Below are 17,698 nucleotides of genomic sequence, written 5' to 3'. Positions count from 1 at the left end.
AGGTGAGACATCATGACGATCCAATGGTTTCCTGGCCATATGGCTAAAGCACGTCGTCAAGTAACGGAAAAGCTGAAATTAATCGATGTAGTCATTGAGCTTCTCGATGCACGTCTGCCGCTTTCCAGCCGTAATCCGATGATTGATGAGATTGTCAGTGATAAACCACGTTTAATATTGCTTAACAAAGCAGATTTGGCAGATGATCGGGCAACAGATGAGTGGATTGCTTATTTTCGCAAACAAGGCATTCGCACATTGCCGATTGATGCCCTGAGTGGAAAAGGCGTCAGTAAGCTGCCAGAAATGTGTAAGGAGCTAGCTGCTGACATGCTGGCAAAGCGCAGCGAGCGGGGGATGCAAGGTCGTGCCATCCGCATCATGATCTTGGGAATCCCCAATGTTGGGAAGTCTTCCCTCATAAACCGTTTGTCCAAGCGCTCGGTAGCGGCAACAGGTGATCGTCCAGCGGTAACCAAGGCGCAACAATGGGTAAAAATGGGCGATACACTGGAGCTGCTCGATACACCTGGTATTCTTTGGCCGAAATTTGAAGATCAGATGGTAGGTCTGAGATTGGCGGCAAGTGGGGCAATTAAAGACGAGCTCATCGATTTTACGGAGGTAGCATTATTCGTCATCAGCTACATGATGCACTACTATCCGGAACGCCTGATCGAACGCTTCAAGCTAAAAGAATTGCCTGAGGATCGAGTAGAAATGCTCGAAGAAATCGGGAAGAAGCGCGGATGCCTCGTTTCTGGCGGAAATATCGACTACGACAAGGCAGCGGAAATTTTTCTGCGTGAGCTGCGTTCTGGCAAGCTGGGAACGATCTCTGTCGAGCGCCCGATTGACTGGGAAATGGACGAACCGATAGGTAAGCCAGTATCTTTTCCAGAATAAGCTTTTCAGCCATCAAAAACCTGTCTATCGCATATACGGTAGGCAGGTTTTTTACTATGAGGATCGGTAAGGAGAAATGAGTCAATGAATCTAGCGGATATGTCGATAAAAGAAATACGAGTGAAGATGGAAAAGTTGGACGAGGTACCCAAAGATTTTTTACAATTGCTGAAAGAAGATAAAAGAGCGGGTGTACAGACTCTGGCGAAGCAGGCGGAAGCAGCGATTGCACGTCAAGAAAAGCTCGCGCAGATGTGGGCTGACATGACCGTATATGAGAAAGCCATGTTTGAAAAGGGGCATCAATACATATTCGGGGTAGATGAGGTCGGAAGAGGGCCATTGGCTGGTCCGGTCGTAGCGTGTGCCGTGTGTTTGCCCAAGGATTTTTACTTGCCAGGCCTGAATGACTCGAAGAAGATACCTGTATCTACTCGGGAAGCTTTTTGCGAAATCATTCAAAGAGATGCACTTGCTGTGGGAATCGGAATTATCGATGCAGCAAGAATCGATGCGATCAATATATTAGCTGCAACAAAAGAGGCGATGAAGCTGGCGATCCAACAGGCAGGTAAAGCGCCAGATGCTTTACTGATTGATGCCGTGCAGCTAACCGGAATGGATTGCGAGCAGGTTCCAATTATCGGGGGAGATGCCAAGAGTGTCTCGATTGCAGCCGCATCGATCGTAGCAAAGGTCACCCGTGATCGCTTGATGGCCCAGTATGCCGAACAATATCCAGCCTATGGCTTTGACAAACACGCAGGCTACGGTACCCCTGAGCATCTGGCAGCAATCGCTCGATTTGGACCTACTCCGATCCACCGTAAGACATTCACTGGCGTAAAAGAACACGCCTAAAAAGTGCTAGTAAATTACTGCCTATAGGAGGAGGATCTGCATGTTTTCCCCGTCGCAACTTATTCAATCATTCGTGCAAAAAGCACCCATATCTGCTCCGAAGCCGGTTGAGCTTACTCCCGGACAAGTGTTTAAAGGCACGGTAATCAAGCATTACCCGGACAATATGGCGCTCGTGCAAGTCGGGGGAATGCAGGTTCAGGCTAAAATGGAAGCAAATCTGGAACCGGGCCAAAAAGCTTGGCTGCAAGTCCAGCCATCAACAGGTGTCGTTACGTTGAAGGTTTTGGAAAGCGTCGGGGAAGGAGCCGGCAAAGACGCCTCTCTAGAAGGGCTGATGCGGTCACTAGGAATTGCTGATACAAAAGAGAACAAAGCGATCGTGCAAGCTCTACTTGGTGCGAATCTTCCTGTCAGTAAGGAAACCATACAAGCTTTTTCAGCCGTTGCTGGGCGATTAGGCGTAGACAATGCCACCATTGAAGCATTCATGACTGCCATGAAACGAAATCTGCCACTTACTCCCGATACGATCGCAGGGCTCAAAGCTTTTTTATCAGACAGGCCGATGGGTCAACTCATACAAAACCTGCTGCAGCAAGCCACGCTCTTTTTAGATAACGAGGGCCAAGCTTCACAGACGGCGGCAGGTACATTGCCGCAAAGCCAATCACAGCAAGTACCCGGACAAGCCAATGCAGCAACAGGAGATATCAAACAGCTCGTTAGTCAGTTAAAAGAAAAATTGACGGGACTCTCTTTACTCATCACGGGCAACGATAGTGCAGACGAGGGACTGGCAGTCAAACAAATGCCACAAGGAACTCAACCCAGTCAAAGTGCTTCGCAGAACGCGACTGGAGGAAGCCAAACTCAGCCGTTGCCTGCGCAGAGCGGTCAGCCTTCATCGCAAGTGCAGACATCACCCCAACCATCAACGCAGGCTTTGAGTAATGCACCATCACAAGCTGTTTCGTCAAGTGTTCCCACAGAGACAGTCCCTGTATCAAACACAGCCGGTAAGCAGGTAGACTCGCTACAAAGGGACATGACCGGTAAAAGTAATCAGTTGGTGCCTAACCAGACCAGTGGTCCAAGCGTCGAGTCAAAAATTGCTCGAAATGAGCCATTACCTATTCCTCAGTCATCACAGATGAATCAGGAGCCGATCCAAAACAAGCAGATGGCAGAGCAAAAGGCGGTAAAGACAGATGGAGGGCAAAAAGTCATTCCACAAATGTTGTCTCAAGCATCTGGTGCAGCGAATGGCTCCACAACTGCTAATCCGATTGCTGAATTGTTTCGTCATTTAGGCGTAACTCACGAGAGAGAATTGATGGGACAGGCATTTTCACAAGGGGCGATCGATTCCCATTCATTAAAGCAAATGGATACAGTCAAATCCCTCTTGCTGCAAATCAGTCAAGCGCCAGCTCAGGCACTTCCAACGGCCTTGCGTGAAGCGGCAGATCAACTGCTACAACAAGTGACCGGACAACAGTTGATGATGGTACAGCCTTCTAACCATGCTTTGTCTCAAATCGTTATGCAAATTCCGATTCGTCAAGCGGAGGGGGATGAGACGGCTTTTGTCCAAATTGAGTCGAAAAAGCAAGGCTCGGGACAGCTTGATCCGGAGAACTGTCGTCTTTTCTTTCATTTGGAACTCCAAAGTATGGGGCCAACCATGATAGATGTAAGTATCGTAAATCGAATCGTTAACTTGCAAATTTTTAACGATACACCATGGGTTGAAGCACTCATTCAAGGGTCCAAAGATCGTTTTGCTGACCAATTACAGGATGTTGGTTACCATCTATCGGCTATGCGGATCCAGCCAGTCCCGGCCGAGCGTGGCAAGTCGACTGGTCCGATCCAAGCAAAAGGCCCCATTCTGGCTGATTATAAAGGGGTTGACCTTCGCGTATGAAGCAGGCATCCTCTTCAGAGCAAAAACGCAAACAGGCAGTTGCACTAAAATACCAAGCGGGTACCATGGAAGCGCCAAAAATTGTGGCAAAAGGCAAGGGGTACGTGGCTGACAATATACTGAAGACAGCAAAGGAGCATGCTATACCGGTACAAGAGGACCCATCGCTCGTAGAGGTTTTGGGCAAACTGGATTTGGATCAACAAATTCCTCCGGAGCTGTATCAAGTTGTGGCAGAAATCCTTGCTTTTGTCTATCGCATTGATAAAGGCGGAGGAACCAAAAAATGAGCGATGGCCGCCGTCTTCTTGGTCAAAGAGGAGAACAGCTTGCTGAAAGCTATTTAGTGAACAAGGGTTTCCGTATTGTCGATCGAAATGTTCGAACAAAACGTGGAGAAATGGATTTGATTGCGTTAGACGGAAACTGCTTGGTTTTCGTTGAGGTCCGAACGAGGAGCAGCCAATTTTTTGGATCAGCGAGCGAGTCCATTACTTGGAAGAAGAAACAGAAACTGCGTGAGCTTGCCATCGAATACTTGCAAAAAAACGCACAGCCAATCCCAGCGTTTCGTTTTGACGTCATCGGGATTTACACCGGTACATCAAATACATCAACGCAAGGTACAGACTTCATGAGGCCAGTCATTGAACATTATGAGAGTGCTTTCTAGGAAAAACGGGCTCCTGACCACGAATATATTGGGGATATGTCTACAGCATCAGTCGCAGAGCCAGCGTACTATGTACTGTACTCGACGCGATGAAACTCCTCCAAGCATCAACATTCGCTTTCCGGCTCAAAAGCTGGGAAGCATTTTTTTTGTGATGAAACGGATCAATTCGTTCAGACAAGCCCATAACTGGCACTGTTTTTGCTTTTGAATTCGGCCTAATAACAATTGTTCGGAAGAAAAACAAATGTTTTTCAAAAAAAATAACGGATTTGGTGTGACATTTTTCCATCTCATTCGTCAATACAAGTATAGGAAATAATTTGGAGGTAAAAACATGAAAAAGATGAAAAGCAACTTAATGAAAAACGTCTCCTTAGCGGTTGCAACTATTTGTACTGTTCAATTTTCAGTGACAGGTATTGCTTCAGCACAAGTCGTGACACCACAACCTCTAGAAGCTTATAGCGTAGTAGCAAGCTCAGTTTCTAATGGCTTGAAGGCAAGCGTAGGCTCGGTGAATGTCACGATTGGGGATTCAGAAACCATTCGCCTTACTTATAATGGCAGTCCTATCGATAATGCATTGGTCGATTGGGAAATTGGCAGCTCTAGCATCGCTTCTGTCAGCAATGGCGTTGTGTACGGTAAGAAAGTAGGAACAACTGTTGCTACAGCTAGATACAACGGTTATCGAGCTACAGTTAGAGTGACTGTTGACAGAGCACAGACTCTCGAAGCAACGAAAACAGAGGTTTCTGTTAATAAAGGCAAAAAAACAAACGTTAGTTTGAAATTTGCGGGCAACAGTCTCCCTGGATCAAGAGCGACTTGGAAAACCGCGGATAAAACCGTTGCAACTGTTGACGATGGTGAAATCAAAGGTGTAGGCCAAGGAAGCACAGTCATTACTGCTAGCTACAAAGACCAAGAGGTAGAAATCCGGGTTGATGTTGAAGGCGGAAATTCAGACGGTAAGCTGGAAGCAGATGTTACCCAGCTGAAAATGGAAAAAGGCGATAAAGAAACCATTAAGTTGACGTATGACGACGATAAACTTTCTGGTTCAAAAGCAACCTGGAAAACTTCGAAGTCATCTGTAGCAACTGTAAACGATGATGGTGTCGTTACTGCAAAAAGCAAAGGTACAGCAACGATCACTGCAAAATACAAAGGCTACGAAGTAGAGGTTGAAGTTTACGTAGATACAGACAGTTCTGGTAAACTGGAAGCAGATGAATCCAGCATCTCTTTGAAAAAAGGCGACAGAGACACGATTCAACTAACTTATGATGATGAAAGATTGTCTGGATCAAAAGCAACCTGGAAAACATCCAACTCCAGCGTGGCAACTGTTGATGATGGTGTCGTTACGGCAAAAGGCCAAGGAACAGCTACCATTACAGCAACATACAAAGGCGATAAGGTCGAAATTCGTGTAAAAGTCGATTACAACAACTCTGGTAAACTGGAAGTAAACGATAGCACGATCTCCTTGAAAAAAGGGGAAAGAGAAACCGTATCATTGAAATATGATGGCTCCACCATTAGTAACTCGAATGCATCTTGGTCCACATCCCGATCCTCAGTAGCAACAGTAAGTAGCTCTGGTATGATTACAGCAACAGGTAAAGGTAAAGCTACCATTACCGTTCAATACAAAGGCGAAAAAGTAGAAATTGAAGTGACTGTCGATAGCTCCTCAGGAATGTTGGAAGCAGACGATACGAGCATCTCCTTGAAAAAAGGCGAGAAAGAAACTGTAAAACTGAAATATGATGGCGACACAATTAGCAATTCAAAAGCATCATGGAAAACCTCTAAATCTTCTGTAGCAACCGTTACCAGCAGTGGTACGATTACTGCAAAAGGTAAAGGTACAGCAACCATTACAGCTACGTATAAAGGCGAAAAAGTTGAAATTGAAGTAAAAGTTGACAGCAAGGGCTCAAGCAAGCTGGAAGCAGATGACACAAGCATTACCATCAAAAAGGGTGACTCCGAAAAGATCAAACTCACCTATGATGGCGATGACATCAGCAGCACTAAAGCGAAATGGAAGTCCAATAAATCATCCGTAGCGTCAGTATCCAGCAGCGGTTCGGTAAAAGGTAAAAAGAAAGGTAAGGCCACTATTACAGCTGAATACAAAGGCTATGAAGTGGAAATCGAAGTAACGGTAAAATAATGGATGACAGGAAACTCGCTGAATCGTAACTGATTCAGCGAGTTTTTTTCCAAGAGAAAGGAAACCCTGTTACTTGTTGAGGAGGAGGAAAGAGTCATGAGAGAGACTATCTTGGGAAAATTAAAAGAAATCGAACAAGCGCATGGCATAAAAATATTGTTTGCTGTTGAATCAGGAAGCCGGGCTTGGGGATTTCCGTCAAAAGATAGCGATTATGATGTGCGTTTTGTCTATGTGAAGAAACCGGATTGGTATTTGTCCATTGACGACAAACGGGATGTTGTGGAAGTACCAATCAATGACCTCTTAGATATAAACGGCTGGGATATTCGAAAAGCCCTCAAGCTATATCGAAAATCGAATCCGCCCCTACAAGAATGGCTTGTATCAGATATTGTTTATCTCGATACGCTAGGCTTTCGAGATGAGCTGGTAAGGTTGCACGGGGAAGTATTTTCGTCAAAGACTTCTTTGCATCATTATCTAAGTATGGCAAAAGGGAATTTTCGGGACTATCTGCAAGGGGAGCAAGTCAAAATCAAAAAATACTTTTACGTGTTACGCCCGATCCTCGCATGTATCTGGATTGAAACGTATCATACGAATCCTCCCATTGGATTTGATCGGCTAGTTGCAGAGCTGATACCGGATTCGACGCTAAAAGGTAAAATTTCTGAGCTGCTCCAAAGAAAAATAGCTGGGGATGAGTTGAACCTGGAGCCAAGAATCGAAGAGCTTCACCACTTTATTGAGAATCAAATAGAGCGTCTGACTGTACTGACTAGCCAATATACAAATGATCTGGAGGACCCAACAGATAAGCTGGATGAAGTATTTCGGAAGTATTTACAGAAGGCGTGGCTTGACAATTAGTCATTATTGAACCGATAGGGAGGTACAAACATTCATGCAGGATCATATCAGAAAACATGTACAGCAACCTCTCGAAATTCACTTTGATCAACCAGACAAATCTTACGGCTGCTTCTCCAATTTCTCCGGTCATCCAATAGAGTTGGAAGGGGAACTATGGATAACCTCGGAACACTATTTGCAGGCCAAGAAAGTTTCAGGAACTATCTTAGAAAAAGAGATCATGCTTAAAGCTTTACAAGCAAAAGTGGAACAGTACCCTGCCATTCGTGAAATTCTGCTCTCTACTGGGGATGCAGCCTTAATCGATCGTACGAGTAGCGGTCAAAATACACTTGGAGAATTGTGGATGAAAGTACGTGAAAGCTTAGAGGAGTATCAACCGCATTTCTATTTGCCGACATGGATAATATTTCCAGAAGAGCATCCTTATAGTTTGTTTTGGCGGATGGGATTTGGTGAGGACTATGTCATGCATTATTGGCCATGGTTAGAGGAAATGAGCGAGAATGCCAGGAAAGAGTATGACGCTTATTTTCCGGTACCAGAGGAATGGAAGTTTGAAGATTTGGATGAGGAGGAAGAATGAAGCTACTGTTCATTTGCAGCAGAAATAAATGGAGGAGCTTGACGGCAGAAAAGATTTTTCACGGGATCCGTGACTATGAAGTAAGATCAGCAGGTACTGAAACTGGGGCGCGTATCAAGGTAACAAGTGGTCTGATCGGCTGGGCTGATCTCATTTTTTGTATGGAGAAAAAACATGTAAGGCGGTTACAAGAAAAGTTTAGCTCGGAACTGATGGATAAAAGGATCATTTGCTTGGGCATCCCTGATGAATACATGTACATGGATGAGGAGCTGATCGAGATATTGAAATCGAGTGTTTCCGCATATGTAGAGATTCTGGATTAAGCTGTTAGTAGCCGTTGTCGATGTATACCCGATTATTTTGTATAATGGGGATGATATGGCTCGATGGCACTATCCATACTTATCGTAAAGCGAGGACTTTCACCATGAAGAAAAAACTAGTACTGGTTCTAGATGTTGAAGTAGCAGACAAAGCGGATATGCAGGAACTGGCCGATTCTCTGTCCACAGCGATTCAATCCGTGGAAGGGATTGCCTTGCAAGACCTGGTTATGTTTGATAACGATGAAAATAATGCGGACAAGCTAATTGCGAACATAAAAAAACAAATGTCTTAAAAAGGAGAGCAGTCTTGTGTTTTTCGTTTATGTTCTGGCTTACCTGATTGTTGCTCTCCTCTATGGATTTTGGACGATGAAAAGTGGACAGCTATGGGTTCGACTAACAGGAAATTTTATCGTTCACTTATTTATTGCTGCAATAGTGAGTCTCGGTTACTTTTTTACATAAAAGAAGTGGCTATGACCTGTAATGGGAGATGAGTGTATGGATTATCAAAAATTGAGTAAAGAATTGTCCTATGCGCTTCGTCATGCACCTCATGAATACGAGCTTGAGTTAGACGAACAAGGATGGGTTCCTATCAATCAATTGCTTTTGTCACTTCATGAACAGCGCAAGTGGCGAGCGGTTACCGAAACAGATTTACATACGATGATTGCGTTATCAGAAAAAAAGCGCCATGAGATCAACCAAAGCAAAATTCGAGCCCTCTATGGACATTCAGTGCCACAAAAGATTCAAAAGGAAGAAAAAGAACCGCCTGCGTATCTTTTTCATGGCACGCCGCAAAGATTCCTCGATTCTATTTTGGCTAGCGGGCTTGTTCCAAAAGGAAGACAGTACGTGCATCTGTCTGAAGACGTCCAAACAGCACAACAGGTTGGGAAAAGACGAGATGATCATCCCGTACTTTTGCGAATCGATGCGAGGCAAGCTTGGCAAGACGGTGTGAAGTTTTACCATGGAAATGAGCTCGTTTGGTTAGCAGATCACGTGCAAAAAGAGTACATCTCTGTCTATCAGAAGTAACTCGATTTGCTCAAGTAGGAACATCACAGCATGGGAAAAGACTCGCATTCGATCGCGGGTCTTTTTTGTATCAACGTTAATCGTAAGGAGGTAAGAGCGGCATGGAATTGTTGTTTGCTTTTCTACTGTTGGCAGGACTTTTTGCAATCTACGACGCGATTAGGGGGCTGAACCAGAACATCGTAACGCAAGTGGATCAAAACCAACGAATTATTGAACTACTGAATGAATTGAAGAAAAAGCAGTGAGGATAAAAGTGACCGCGCACAAGTGCGCAGCTGTCACGATAGGGCATTCATGGAGTGATGGTGAGCAGTTTTTTTACATATTCCGCATGATGATTACCAGAGTGGTAGTAAACTTCTCCAGCGATGTTGCGTAAAACGGCGACATATTTTGGAATCAGGACCGAGATGACAAAATCCGAATTGTATTTGTCATGTGCGTAGTCGATCAGGGGTAAATCACTAATTAGGAGTAAACTGTAATTGCATCCATCTGGCACGCTGTCGTCCCATTCTTGAAGATTTTCAGAAAGATACGGCCAAGATATATTGATTTGAATGTGGTCTCGATCATAAGTCCAGGACCAGCGATTATCGTTTTCCCAGTCATATTCAAATGGTTTCAGCAATAATACCCGCTCTAAAGCGTTGGATAAAGTGGTGAGGTCTAGGTCGCTGTAAAAGGAAATGTGTTCAAAAATTCTCAATCCAGTTTACCTTCGTTCTTACGTTTTTTCATAAAGATACAGAATGCCGTCGTCGATCGACCAACTACGTAATGAATACCTCCAATCGCTTGTTTGCGAGGGTAAGCATTTTTCGAGGTCATTTACGATTTTTTCCCAATCCTGATCACTATCACTAATCTCAATGAACTCACCGTATACCAAGTCAAAAACGAGGTACCCCATGTCATACTCAATGCAATCGATCTTATAGTAAGAGACACTGTAGACTTCGTCCCAGTCGATCTGAACAGGTTCAGCATGTTCGTAGTGGATGGAAATTTGATGGCGATCAACAGCAAAAATCAAATAGAACCAACTCCTTACCTGTTTAATTGCAGTATACCTGTTGGAGTGAAAGTTTTCCATAAATGTATGGAGGAGTAGAACCTGCTTGGGCAGAGTGCAGACCTTTTTAGTCAGATGTTCCTCGCGAGGAGATCAAACAGGAGTAGATGGATGGATCAATAATAAATCCAGAGGAGATGTAAAATGAACAATTGGGTACCATTGTCGGATGAGCAATATGGTCTGGTTTGGGGTAAATTTTATAAGGATTTCAATTTCAAACCAAGTATCCATAGCGGTGACTGGCCTTCCTTTCTTTTACCGATTCCTTTTGTTACTTTTGATATCACTGAATATACGGATGACGATATCGATGATCTTGACGAGAAGTGTGTTACCAACCTAAGAGCGGTGACTGGGTCTGACGAATATATCTATGCACTAGATTGGCAACACAAATGTTACCTCTATAATCGGCATCTAGAGAATGGCAATGAAAGTAGGAGGATAGGATTTTACCCTGATGGTGATTATTACTTCTTTTTGAACAAAGATTTTAAGTGGGGATACTTAGGGCATCCCTGGGAACAATCCATTAGTATTTTTGGAGAAGAATTGATTCATCAGTTTGAAACCAATCGACCAAGTATTTTTGGGAAGATAGTGCTCAGTAATCGATGAAGGATTAGTCTATTTAGTTTGTATATCTAAAACAACATTAATGGTAACCGGATGTTAGATTCCATTTTTACAAGCGTTTTTTACAAGATAACCACTATGCCTCTTGATCAATGATCAAGAGGTTTTATTGTTTTATATCAAATTAAAAGTAGGTAATTGGAACTGTTTCTCGAACTATATTGACAAATTTGTATAAACGTTTTAGCAGAAAGCTCCAATTTACTTGCTCACCCCCTCTATCTTTTCCTACCCTATAACCAGAGGGGGAGAGGACATGTACGCATGCAGTTATTCAGGCACTGTGCTTGGCATTGACGGTATGGTAGTCACTGTAGAAACAGACATAGCCAATGGGTTGCCTCAATTCGATTTGGTCGGACTGGGCGGTTCAGCAGTAAAAGAAGCGAGAGATCGTGTTCGGGCTGCCTTGCGCAACGCAGGCTACGACTACCCAATGCAGCGGATCACCGTCAACCTGGCACCAGCAGACCAGCGCAAGGAAGGTTCTGGTTTTGACCTTGCTATTGCGTTTGGTATTTTACTCGCCTCCAAGCAAATGCTACCCAGGCAGGAGCGAATCCTCGTTTTAGGAGAATTGGCATTAGACGGCTCTCTTCGCCCTGTAACGGGGGTACTCCCCATCTTGTTAGAAGCCAAACAATTAGGATTTACCCACGTAATTCTCCCCGATCAAAATGCAGCGGAGGCACGACTCGTCGAGATTAGCGTATTGCCTGCGAGTAATCTGGAAGTGGCAGTGAACTATTGGAAAGAAGGACTTCATGGTAAACACTCAGACTTATCTTTTCATGAAGCACAAACAGCCAAGATAAATGCCAACCAGCTGCCTCCGGACTTTGCCAATGTTTACGGACAGCACTTTGTAAAACGTGGCTTGGAGATCGCAGCAGCTGGATTTCATAATGTGATCGTTAACTGAAACAAAGACAAGTAAATACGAAAGGACATGAGCAAACCTATTGCTTGTGTCTTTTTGTATTTATTTGAGTGGATAAATAGCCACATTACCACACTAGTGAGTAGTATTCAAAACAAGGAAGATATCTCCAGTATAGATCGAAGGATTTAGAAACATTTGGTATAATTGTCATATGAATATAATTCCATTTTATTAAAGAAGGTGGGTTATGAAGATATTCTGTTCAGAATTAAACTGTGATGGTACTAGTGGCAATTATAAATGTTCAACTTACAAACCGAAGATTGTCAAAAGCATAAATAATTCTTTAAGTCTATCAAAGGAAAAAGATGTCACTATAAATGGAGATTGTGTATTTATTGTAAGAACTTCCAAAAGTAAAGAAGGCGTCATAGATGAATTGAAAAATGAAATTGTAGAAATAAATGTCTAATTTTAACGAGAAAGAAGGAGTTATTTATGAACTATCGTTTTGAAGTAATGGAGGTCAATTTGCTCCCCGATTATAAGGAAGTATCCTTAAAGTACATCGCAGATGTCGAAGGAGTAGTGATGCTAGTGGACACTGCAAAATTCAAAGTATTTAGTGATGGCTTAATTGAACATGATAGAAATTACTTTAAAAAGTTTAGAGATGCAAGAGAAGCAAACGAAGTCATGGGCAAATGTATTGAATATCTCAGTTCTCAGCGTCATTCGCTATAAAATCAATATTTGATCTACTTTAGACTAGGGAGAGAGTTTAATGAAAGAGCTTATTATCCTATTTAGTGTTTTTTCATTGTTAAATAATGCTGATGATTATGAAGGGAAAGTAAATCAAGCTACATACACCGACATTAAGGTTGAGCAGGAGCTTGCCATTGGCTATTTAGATAAAGATGAAGCTGTGAAAAATGCTATATCAAATTACTTAATAAACGTCAACTCTCCAAAAGAGTTTTCAAAGTATAGTACCGATGCATTCATTGATTATTTATATTATGCGTGTTTAGGTGATCAGGGAGCAAAGAATAAACAACAGAAAGTAGAAGAGTTAGATAAGTATTACAGTGAGGAAATTTTACACATAACAGAATCTAAGATCATTGCTATTAAAGTTATATCTAACTCAGAGATTACTGTGAAAGTACAGCGTAAATGGGAAGATAGCTCAGTTGGTAAGGCAACTTATGTATTGAAGAAAATCGGAGCCGATTGGAAATTTGATAGTGTTACAAAACACCATCTTGAATAAAAGGAGAGATTGAATGAATTTATCCTCATTACTAAGCAGCCCATTATTTTGGACAATCATTCTTGGATTGCTGATAGGATTGTTTATTAATAATAGCGCATCTGGCAATAAACAGAAAAAGCAAAAAGGATTTAAAGTGTACTACGTTAAAACGAGACAAGAAAGAAGGCATATTAGAGAAAATACAAGACGTCACTAATATAATAAAAGATGGTTTTCATAAGGAGATTGTTAATGAGTAAAGGAAACATTCTTGTCTATAGCATTTCTGGCGGATATATTTTACTTGCTTTAATTTCACTTTGTATTAAAAACTTCCCTGTTGAATACAGTGCTTCTGCTGGAACTATTGCCTTGTTTATCACGGCATATGAGTTTTTTATGTCTGCGAACCAAATTTCTCGTGAGAATAAAAACCAATCAACATGGACTAAAATTGAGCGTAAGGTGACCTCTGTGTTTATTGTACTCATGTTGATACTAATAGGTCTGAGTTTCGTAGGAATAACTTTTTTATACTCGAACTTTCTAGATGAAGTTATTGTGGCACAAATAGGAAATTTCACTACTTTTGCAGCAATAGGTATTGTATTCCTTACTCAAGGAATGAAGATGAGAACCAAGATAAAATGAAGATTTGATATAGAAGCGAGGTGCAAAAATGGACAATCAAAAAGAACAATGCCCGAAATGTGGATGTCATGAAATCGGAAGAGGTAAGCAAGCTGGGCATGCGGTAGTACTTCCTTTAGACAAGTTTTTTGCTTTTGGATCAACTATAATTCATAGGATTTGTACAAAATGTGGCTATGTTATTGATAGTTATGTAGAAAACCCGTCTAAATTTAAAGGATAAAGCGGTCAACATGCAACTGACACCGGACCGGAGAGAGGATGATTTCATTGCCAATTAGTTGGGATTGGGATGGGTTAGAGCCTCGCACAAACCCAATTGAGAAAAGTGCACCATTATTTAAAGAAGGTCAGAGGGTGTTCACTAAAGGCGGCCTTGAGGCAACTATTGATAAGCAATACAACAAGTATTCAGAGTTTATATACACTATTTCTTATGTGAAAAATGGCAGGAAGTACGCACGAATATAAAAGAGACTAGCTTAGGTCTAGTGCCATTCGAACCAGAGCCAGAAAAGCCTAAAAAGGATTATGTAGCAATTAGGCAGCGAGTTATTGAGAAGGCTGAAGAGCAAAAGAAACGCGCCGACCTAATTGGAAGACTTGTAGAAGTGAAAGATTCCGATTCTGAATACTTCAAGCAGTGGGGATACATTTTCCATCGAGAAGATACTGGTTATAGTATTGAGTTTATTTCAGTCGGTGGAGCTGGCGTATTCACTAGAGAACAACTCATGTTTCCTCACTACAGAAGAAAGAAAAAGACAAAAGAAATCTTTCCAATTTGGAAGACTGAATCCGAATGAAAACAAATTTGATTGGGACGTGATGTGTAGTGAAAGTCACAATTAAAAAACTTGGAACAAATGTATATGAGTTTGTTGAGTGTCCAAAGTATATTATAGACAAAATATTCGAAGCCGCATTAGATTTGTCAGAGACTGCTAACGAAACAAATGAACCAGCACGTTGTCACGTAACATGGCATGAACGAATCACAGAAGTCTGTTTAGAGGAAAATGCGATTCTGGAGATTATAAATGAGCAGTATTAAAACTGATGAAAAGGTAATTTGATTATGTTTTGGAGGGAAAAATGAGTAGGGTATTTTCTACGCTTGCTTCAAGGACTATTGTTTCAATAGTCTCCATTATAAACTACTATGCTCTAATGCTGCTCGTTTATCTGATACTAACGGGAACAGATGCTTTCGTAATTACAGTGATACTTCCTATCATGTCGATCATTTTGGCAGTAGTTACTTTCGTTACATTGCATCGTACAAAAGATAAAGGACGTGGCACGATGATCTTATGGACGAGTTTCATGCAACTCTCTTTATTCTTACTAGTAGTTTTTTTCATAATTGATACGATGACAAATCCTCATGGTATTTGGATTTATAAAAAACCATAAAACAGCGATTTCATAGGGGGAATGAGTTTAAAACTTATAAAGTTCATCGTGATGAGAGAGCAGACCGAAAGACAAGGTAAAATATCGTTATTATTCGGCACATATATTGATTGACTATATATTAGAAGGTGAGAACTCATGGGTAACAATGAACAAGCAACGTTACAGTATGGAATGACACTATTTCAATAAATATCGAAGGAATAAATAAATTAGCATATGTAGATTATTCTCCTGAAATGTATGAGTTAATCAGTAAGGCTAGGTTTAGAATTCCTACCAGTCAGAAATCTAAAGAGAACTATAGTTATCCTTATTCAAATGAGTATAAGAAAACATAGCATCAGATTGTCTTCGACCATTATTTTGGGGAAACATATCGGAGCGAAGCATACAGCAAGGGGTTTATTATTGAGCACCTTGATAATGATGGATTTAACTGTAAAATTTCAAACCTATTTTTATTAAAGAAAATCAAAAATACTTTTAAAGGCTGGCATTTTGATAAGGTAGTGGATGAAAGTAAACATATCGCGGCAATGAGGATATATCATATTCTAGAAAATAGAACATTTCAAGTAACTATAGCGTTTAACGAGACATACGAAAATTCTCCAGGAGTGCCACTTGCAAAAGTTCGTTTACTCTATCCGTATAATTATGAAATTGTATTACAGGATGCTGAACAGATCATTGAAGCTATTTCAAGTAGAGAATGTATAGACTTTGACAGATGGAAAGAAATCTACAGGTTTAAAGATATTCGTATTGAGTATTCGCCTGTACTAGAATTAACGGAAGAAGAAAAGAACCAACCACCGGGCTCTTTAATTATAAGAGACGATCAATACTATATATTTGTCGGGCAAAATGACACTTCAAGCTGTCTGATCGACTCGATTCCGTATGAGAAGAATTGGAATATTGAATGAATCAAAGCATTTTGAAGGTGAAGATTGAGTTGATTACACGAATAGAGAGGATAGAAACCTTATAGAATTGGCATTTTAACAAGTTACCAGAGGGTGATACGTTATAATGACTATCAGAAATTTCATTATAAAGAAAACAAAGACACTATATTAATCAAGAGTATTTATGACACTCTGTTTTTAATCGGGAGTAAAATAGTGTTTGAATACTCTTCAGGTTTCTTTGAGCCACTTTCAAGAACAGGCGCAGGTTCATTTTTAAGAAATTACGGTCATGACCATTATCATCTAGACACCTTCACACCTAGCACTACTCAAGGTCTTTGTGTTGATTACTATGATAAAGACTTGTGGGACAAACACTTAAAAGAAACAGAATAAATTGGGGATTTGATGAGGTTAAAATAATGAAGATAACATTAGCTGATTCATGGTTAGGGAATGATATTGCATTTTTCTTTCAGGACAACATTCAAGAGGATAATGACGGTATTTCTAATAGGGAATTTTTATGTCCTGATGGAGCGTTAGCCGCTGTTCGAAGAAGACAGGTGATTGTAGCAATATACGATAACCAAATTGTAGGAGCATTGCGCTTTTATCCTAGAAAGTCTGATCAAACTATTTCGCTATATCAGTTTGCAATCCGTCCAAGTCATCGAGGGCAGGGGTTAATTGATAAAATGCTTCAGATCTTGGGGGAGTACCCAATTGAGGTAGCATGTCCGATTGCTTCTAAAATGAATGACTATTATGAAAAGAGTAGTTGGAGATTGAAAGAAGAAAAGACAGGTAGCAACATTTGGGAATGGATGAAATGTTAATTTGATCAGAAAAAGGAGAGCGCCTAATGAACTATATTATACTAGACCTAGAAGCGACATGTTGGGAAAACGACAGATCAAAACAAAATGAAATCATTGAAATTGGAGCTGTAAAGCTTGATGAGAACTTAAACGTAGTGGGAGAATTTCAGACATTTATTAAACCCAAATTAAATCCTGTGTTGTCAGATTTCTGTAAGAGTCTTACATCCATAAAACAAGAAGAAGTTGATAATGCTCCTAGTTTTGGGAAAGCAATAAGTAATTTTAAAAACTGGATTGATAATGACTACTATCTATGCTCATGGGGTTTCTATGACAAGAAGCAATTCAAGATGGATTGCGAACTACATATGACACCTACAAGCTGGATTCGAAATCATATTAGTATCAAGCATCAGCATGGAAAGATGATTGGTGCTGAACGTGGCGTAGGCATGGAAAAGGCGCTGAAAATGCTCAACATTCCTCTTGATGGCACCCATCATCGCGGAATTGACGATGCAAGAAATATATCGAAAATCTTTGTTAAAATATTTGATAAACTAGAATTTTAATAAAATGAGGGTTTTAACTAAATTGAAATGGGGACAGTTTTTATGAAATGCTCTAAATGTGGCT

General features: G+C 41.1%; 26 protein-coding genes and 1 pseudogene. 25 read left to right on the top strand and 2 right to left on the bottom strand.

Translation table 11 applies throughout. From position 1 onward, the window contains the following. Positions 1–12: 12 nt before the first annotated feature. The 13 genes from ylqF (at position 13) to ACFYU8_RS06770 (ending at position 9,644) form a co-directional block, all read left to right on the top strand. The gene (ylqF, locus tag ACFYU8_RS06830) at positions 13–906 is read left to right on the top strand and encodes a ribosome biogenesis GTPase YlqF (protein WP_390294598.1); all 894 of its coding nucleotides are present in this window, start codon (positions 13–15) and stop codon (positions 904–906) included. 84 nt (positions 907–990) lie between these two features. Next, positions 991–1,767 (top strand): ribonuclease HII, encoded by a 777-nt coding sequence (locus ACFYU8_RS06825; protein ID WP_390294600.1) that lies wholly within the window; start codon positions 991–993, stop codon positions 1,765–1,767. Between the two features lie 40 nt (positions 1,768–1,807). Beyond that, on the top strand, positions 1,808–3,697 hold the full coding sequence (locus ACFYU8_RS06820) for a hypothetical protein (protein WP_390294602.1): 1,890 nt from the start codon (positions 1,808–1,810) through the stop codon (positions 3,695–3,697). After that, positions 3,694–3,987 (top strand): EscU/YscU/HrcU family type III secretion system export apparatus switch protein, encoded by a 294-nt coding sequence (locus tag ACFYU8_RS06815; RefSeq protein WP_390294604.1) that lies wholly within the window; start codon positions 3,694–3,696, stop codon positions 3,985–3,987. Before ACFYU8_RS06820 ends, ACFYU8_RS06815 begins: the two co-directional genes overlap by 4 nt. Beyond that, positions 3,984–4,370 (top strand): YraN family protein, encoded by a 387-nt coding sequence (locus ACFYU8_RS06810; RefSeq protein WP_390294606.1) that lies wholly within the window; start codon positions 3,984–3,986, stop codon positions 4,368–4,370. The genes ACFYU8_RS06815 and ACFYU8_RS06810 overlap by 4 nt, the downstream gene beginning before the upstream one ends. 337 nt (positions 4,371–4,707) lie before the next feature. Next, complete coding sequence (locus tag ACFYU8_RS06805; RefSeq protein WP_390294608.1) at positions 4,708–6,558, top strand: Ig-like domain-containing protein; 1,851 nt, start codon at positions 4,708–4,710, stop codon at positions 6,556–6,558. 96 nt (positions 6,559–6,654) lie between these two features. Next, on the top strand, positions 6,655–7,431 hold the full coding sequence (locus tag ACFYU8_RS06800; protein WP_390294610.1) for a nucleotidyltransferase domain-containing protein: 777 nt from the start codon (positions 6,655–6,657) through the stop codon (positions 7,429–7,431). A gap of 34 nt (positions 7,432–7,465) precedes the next feature. Next, positions 7,466–8,020: an NADAR family protein gene (locus tag ACFYU8_RS06795; protein WP_390294612.1), complete on the top strand. Its 555-nt coding sequence runs from the start codon at positions 7,466–7,468 to the stop codon at positions 8,018–8,020. Further along, positions 8,017–8,346, top strand: coding sequence for a low molecular weight protein tyrosine phosphatase family protein (locus tag ACFYU8_RS06790; protein WP_390294614.1), 330 nt, complete (start codon positions 8,017–8,019; stop codon positions 8,344–8,346). The genes ACFYU8_RS06795 and ACFYU8_RS06790 overlap by 4 nt, the downstream gene beginning before the upstream one ends. A gap of 104 nt (positions 8,347–8,450) precedes the next feature. Further along, on the top strand, positions 8,451–8,642 hold the full coding sequence (locus ACFYU8_RS06785) for a hypothetical protein (RefSeq protein WP_390294616.1): 192 nt from the start codon (positions 8,451–8,453) through the stop codon (positions 8,640–8,642). Between the two features lie 16 nt (positions 8,643–8,658). After that, positions 8,659–8,814: a hypothetical protein gene (locus ACFYU8_RS06780; protein WP_390294618.1), complete on the top strand. Its 156-nt coding sequence runs from the start codon at positions 8,659–8,661 to the stop codon at positions 8,812–8,814. 36 nt (positions 8,815–8,850) lie between these two features. Then, positions 8,851–9,396 carry an RNA 2'-phosphotransferase gene (locus tag ACFYU8_RS06775; protein WP_390294620.1) on the top strand — a complete coding sequence of 182 codons (546 nt, stop codon included), beginning with the start codon at positions 8,851–8,853 and terminating at the stop codon, positions 9,394–9,396. A 101-nt stretch (positions 9,397–9,497) separates the two neighbouring features. Then, entirely contained in the window at positions 9,498–9,644 is a 147-nt protein-coding gene (locus tag ACFYU8_RS06770; RefSeq protein ID WP_390294622.1) for a hypothetical protein, read from the top strand. A 47-nt stretch (positions 9,645–9,691) separates the two neighbouring features. Here the strand turns inward: ACFYU8_RS06770 and ACFYU8_RS06765 are convergent, their stop codons facing one another. Continuing rightward, the gene (locus tag ACFYU8_RS06765; RefSeq protein WP_390294624.1) at positions 9,692–10,108 is read right to left on the bottom strand and encodes a hypothetical protein; all 417 of its coding nucleotides are present in this window, start codon (positions 10,106–10,108) and stop codon (positions 9,692–9,694) included. A gap of 18 nt (positions 10,109–10,126) precedes the next feature. Then, positions 10,127–10,435: a hypothetical protein gene (locus ACFYU8_RS06760; protein ID WP_390294627.1), complete on the bottom strand. Its 309-nt coding sequence runs from the start codon at positions 10,433–10,435 to the stop codon at positions 10,127–10,129. A gap of 183 nt (positions 10,436–10,618) precedes the next feature. On the opposite strand from ACFYU8_RS06760, the gene ACFYU8_RS06755 reads away from it, so the two are divergent. From ACFYU8_RS06755 to ACFYU8_RS06700, 12 genes and pseudogenes are all read left to right on the top strand, one after another. After that, complete coding sequence (locus ACFYU8_RS06755) at positions 10,619–11,095, top strand: DUF2716 domain-containing protein (RefSeq protein WP_390294629.1); 477 nt, start codon at positions 10,619–10,621, stop codon at positions 11,093–11,095. Between the two features lie 274 nt (positions 11,096–11,369). Further along, positions 11,370–12,029: pseudogene (locus tag ACFYU8_RS06750) on the top strand (magnesium chelatase domain-containing protein); the annotation flags it as partial. Between the two features lie 465 nt (positions 12,030–12,494). Then, positions 12,495–12,740: a hypothetical protein gene (locus ACFYU8_RS06745; RefSeq protein ID WP_390294631.1), complete on the top strand. Its 246-nt coding sequence runs from the start codon at positions 12,495–12,497 to the stop codon at positions 12,738–12,740. Between the two features lie 40 nt (positions 12,741–12,780). Continuing rightward, the gene (locus ACFYU8_RS06740) at positions 12,781–13,272 is read left to right on the top strand and encodes a hypothetical protein (RefSeq protein ID WP_390294633.1); all 492 of its coding nucleotides are present in this window, start codon (positions 12,781–12,783) and stop codon (positions 13,270–13,272) included. A 234-nt stretch (positions 13,273–13,506) separates the two neighbouring features. Beyond that, complete coding sequence (locus ACFYU8_RS06735; RefSeq protein WP_390294635.1) at positions 13,507–13,905, top strand: hypothetical protein; 399 nt, start codon at positions 13,507–13,509, stop codon at positions 13,903–13,905. Between the two features lie 28 nt (positions 13,906–13,933). Continuing rightward, positions 13,934–14,128, top strand: coding sequence for a transcription initiation factor TFIIIB (locus tag ACFYU8_RS06730; protein ID WP_390294637.1), 195 nt, complete (start codon positions 13,934–13,936; stop codon positions 14,126–14,128). Between the two features lie 268 nt (positions 14,129–14,396). After that, on the top strand, positions 14,397–14,711 hold the full coding sequence (locus tag ACFYU8_RS06725) for a hypothetical protein (RefSeq protein WP_390294639.1): 315 nt from the start codon (positions 14,397–14,399) through the stop codon (positions 14,709–14,711). A gap of 29 nt (positions 14,712–14,740) precedes the next feature. Further along, positions 14,741–14,959 (top strand): hypothetical protein, encoded by a 219-nt coding sequence (locus ACFYU8_RS06720; protein ID WP_390294641.1) that lies wholly within the window; start codon positions 14,741–14,743, stop codon positions 14,957–14,959. An 874-nt stretch (positions 14,960–15,833) separates the two neighbouring features. Beyond that, positions 15,834–16,253: a hypothetical protein gene (locus tag ACFYU8_RS06715; protein ID WP_390294643.1), complete on the top strand. Its 420-nt coding sequence runs from the start codon at positions 15,834–15,836 to the stop codon at positions 16,251–16,253. A 198-nt stretch (positions 16,254–16,451) separates the two neighbouring features. Then, positions 16,452–16,634 carry a hypothetical protein gene (locus ACFYU8_RS06710; protein ID WP_391365522.1) on the top strand — a complete coding sequence of 61 codons (183 nt, stop codon included), beginning with the start codon at positions 16,452–16,454 and terminating at the stop codon, positions 16,632–16,634. A gap of 26 nt (positions 16,635–16,660) precedes the next feature. Continuing rightward, positions 16,661–17,077 carry a GNAT family N-acetyltransferase gene (locus ACFYU8_RS06705; protein WP_390294645.1) on the top strand — a complete coding sequence of 139 codons (417 nt, stop codon included), beginning with the start codon at positions 16,661–16,663 and terminating at the stop codon, positions 17,075–17,077. A 26-nt stretch (positions 17,078–17,103) separates the two neighbouring features. Further along, positions 17,104–17,634 (top strand): 3'-5' exonuclease, encoded by a 531-nt coding sequence (locus ACFYU8_RS06700; protein ID WP_390294647.1) that lies wholly within the window; start codon positions 17,104–17,106, stop codon positions 17,632–17,634. Positions 17,635–17,698: the final 64 nt, after the last annotated feature.

This window comes from Brevibacillus sp. NPDC003359 (assembly GCF_042878995.1).
Taxonomy (GTDB): Bacteria; Bacillota; Bacilli; order Brevibacillales; family Brevibacillaceae; genus Brevibacillus.
The sequence above is the reverse complement of the archived record's forward strand: the minus strand, read 5'-3'. Positions and strand labels throughout refer to the sequence as shown.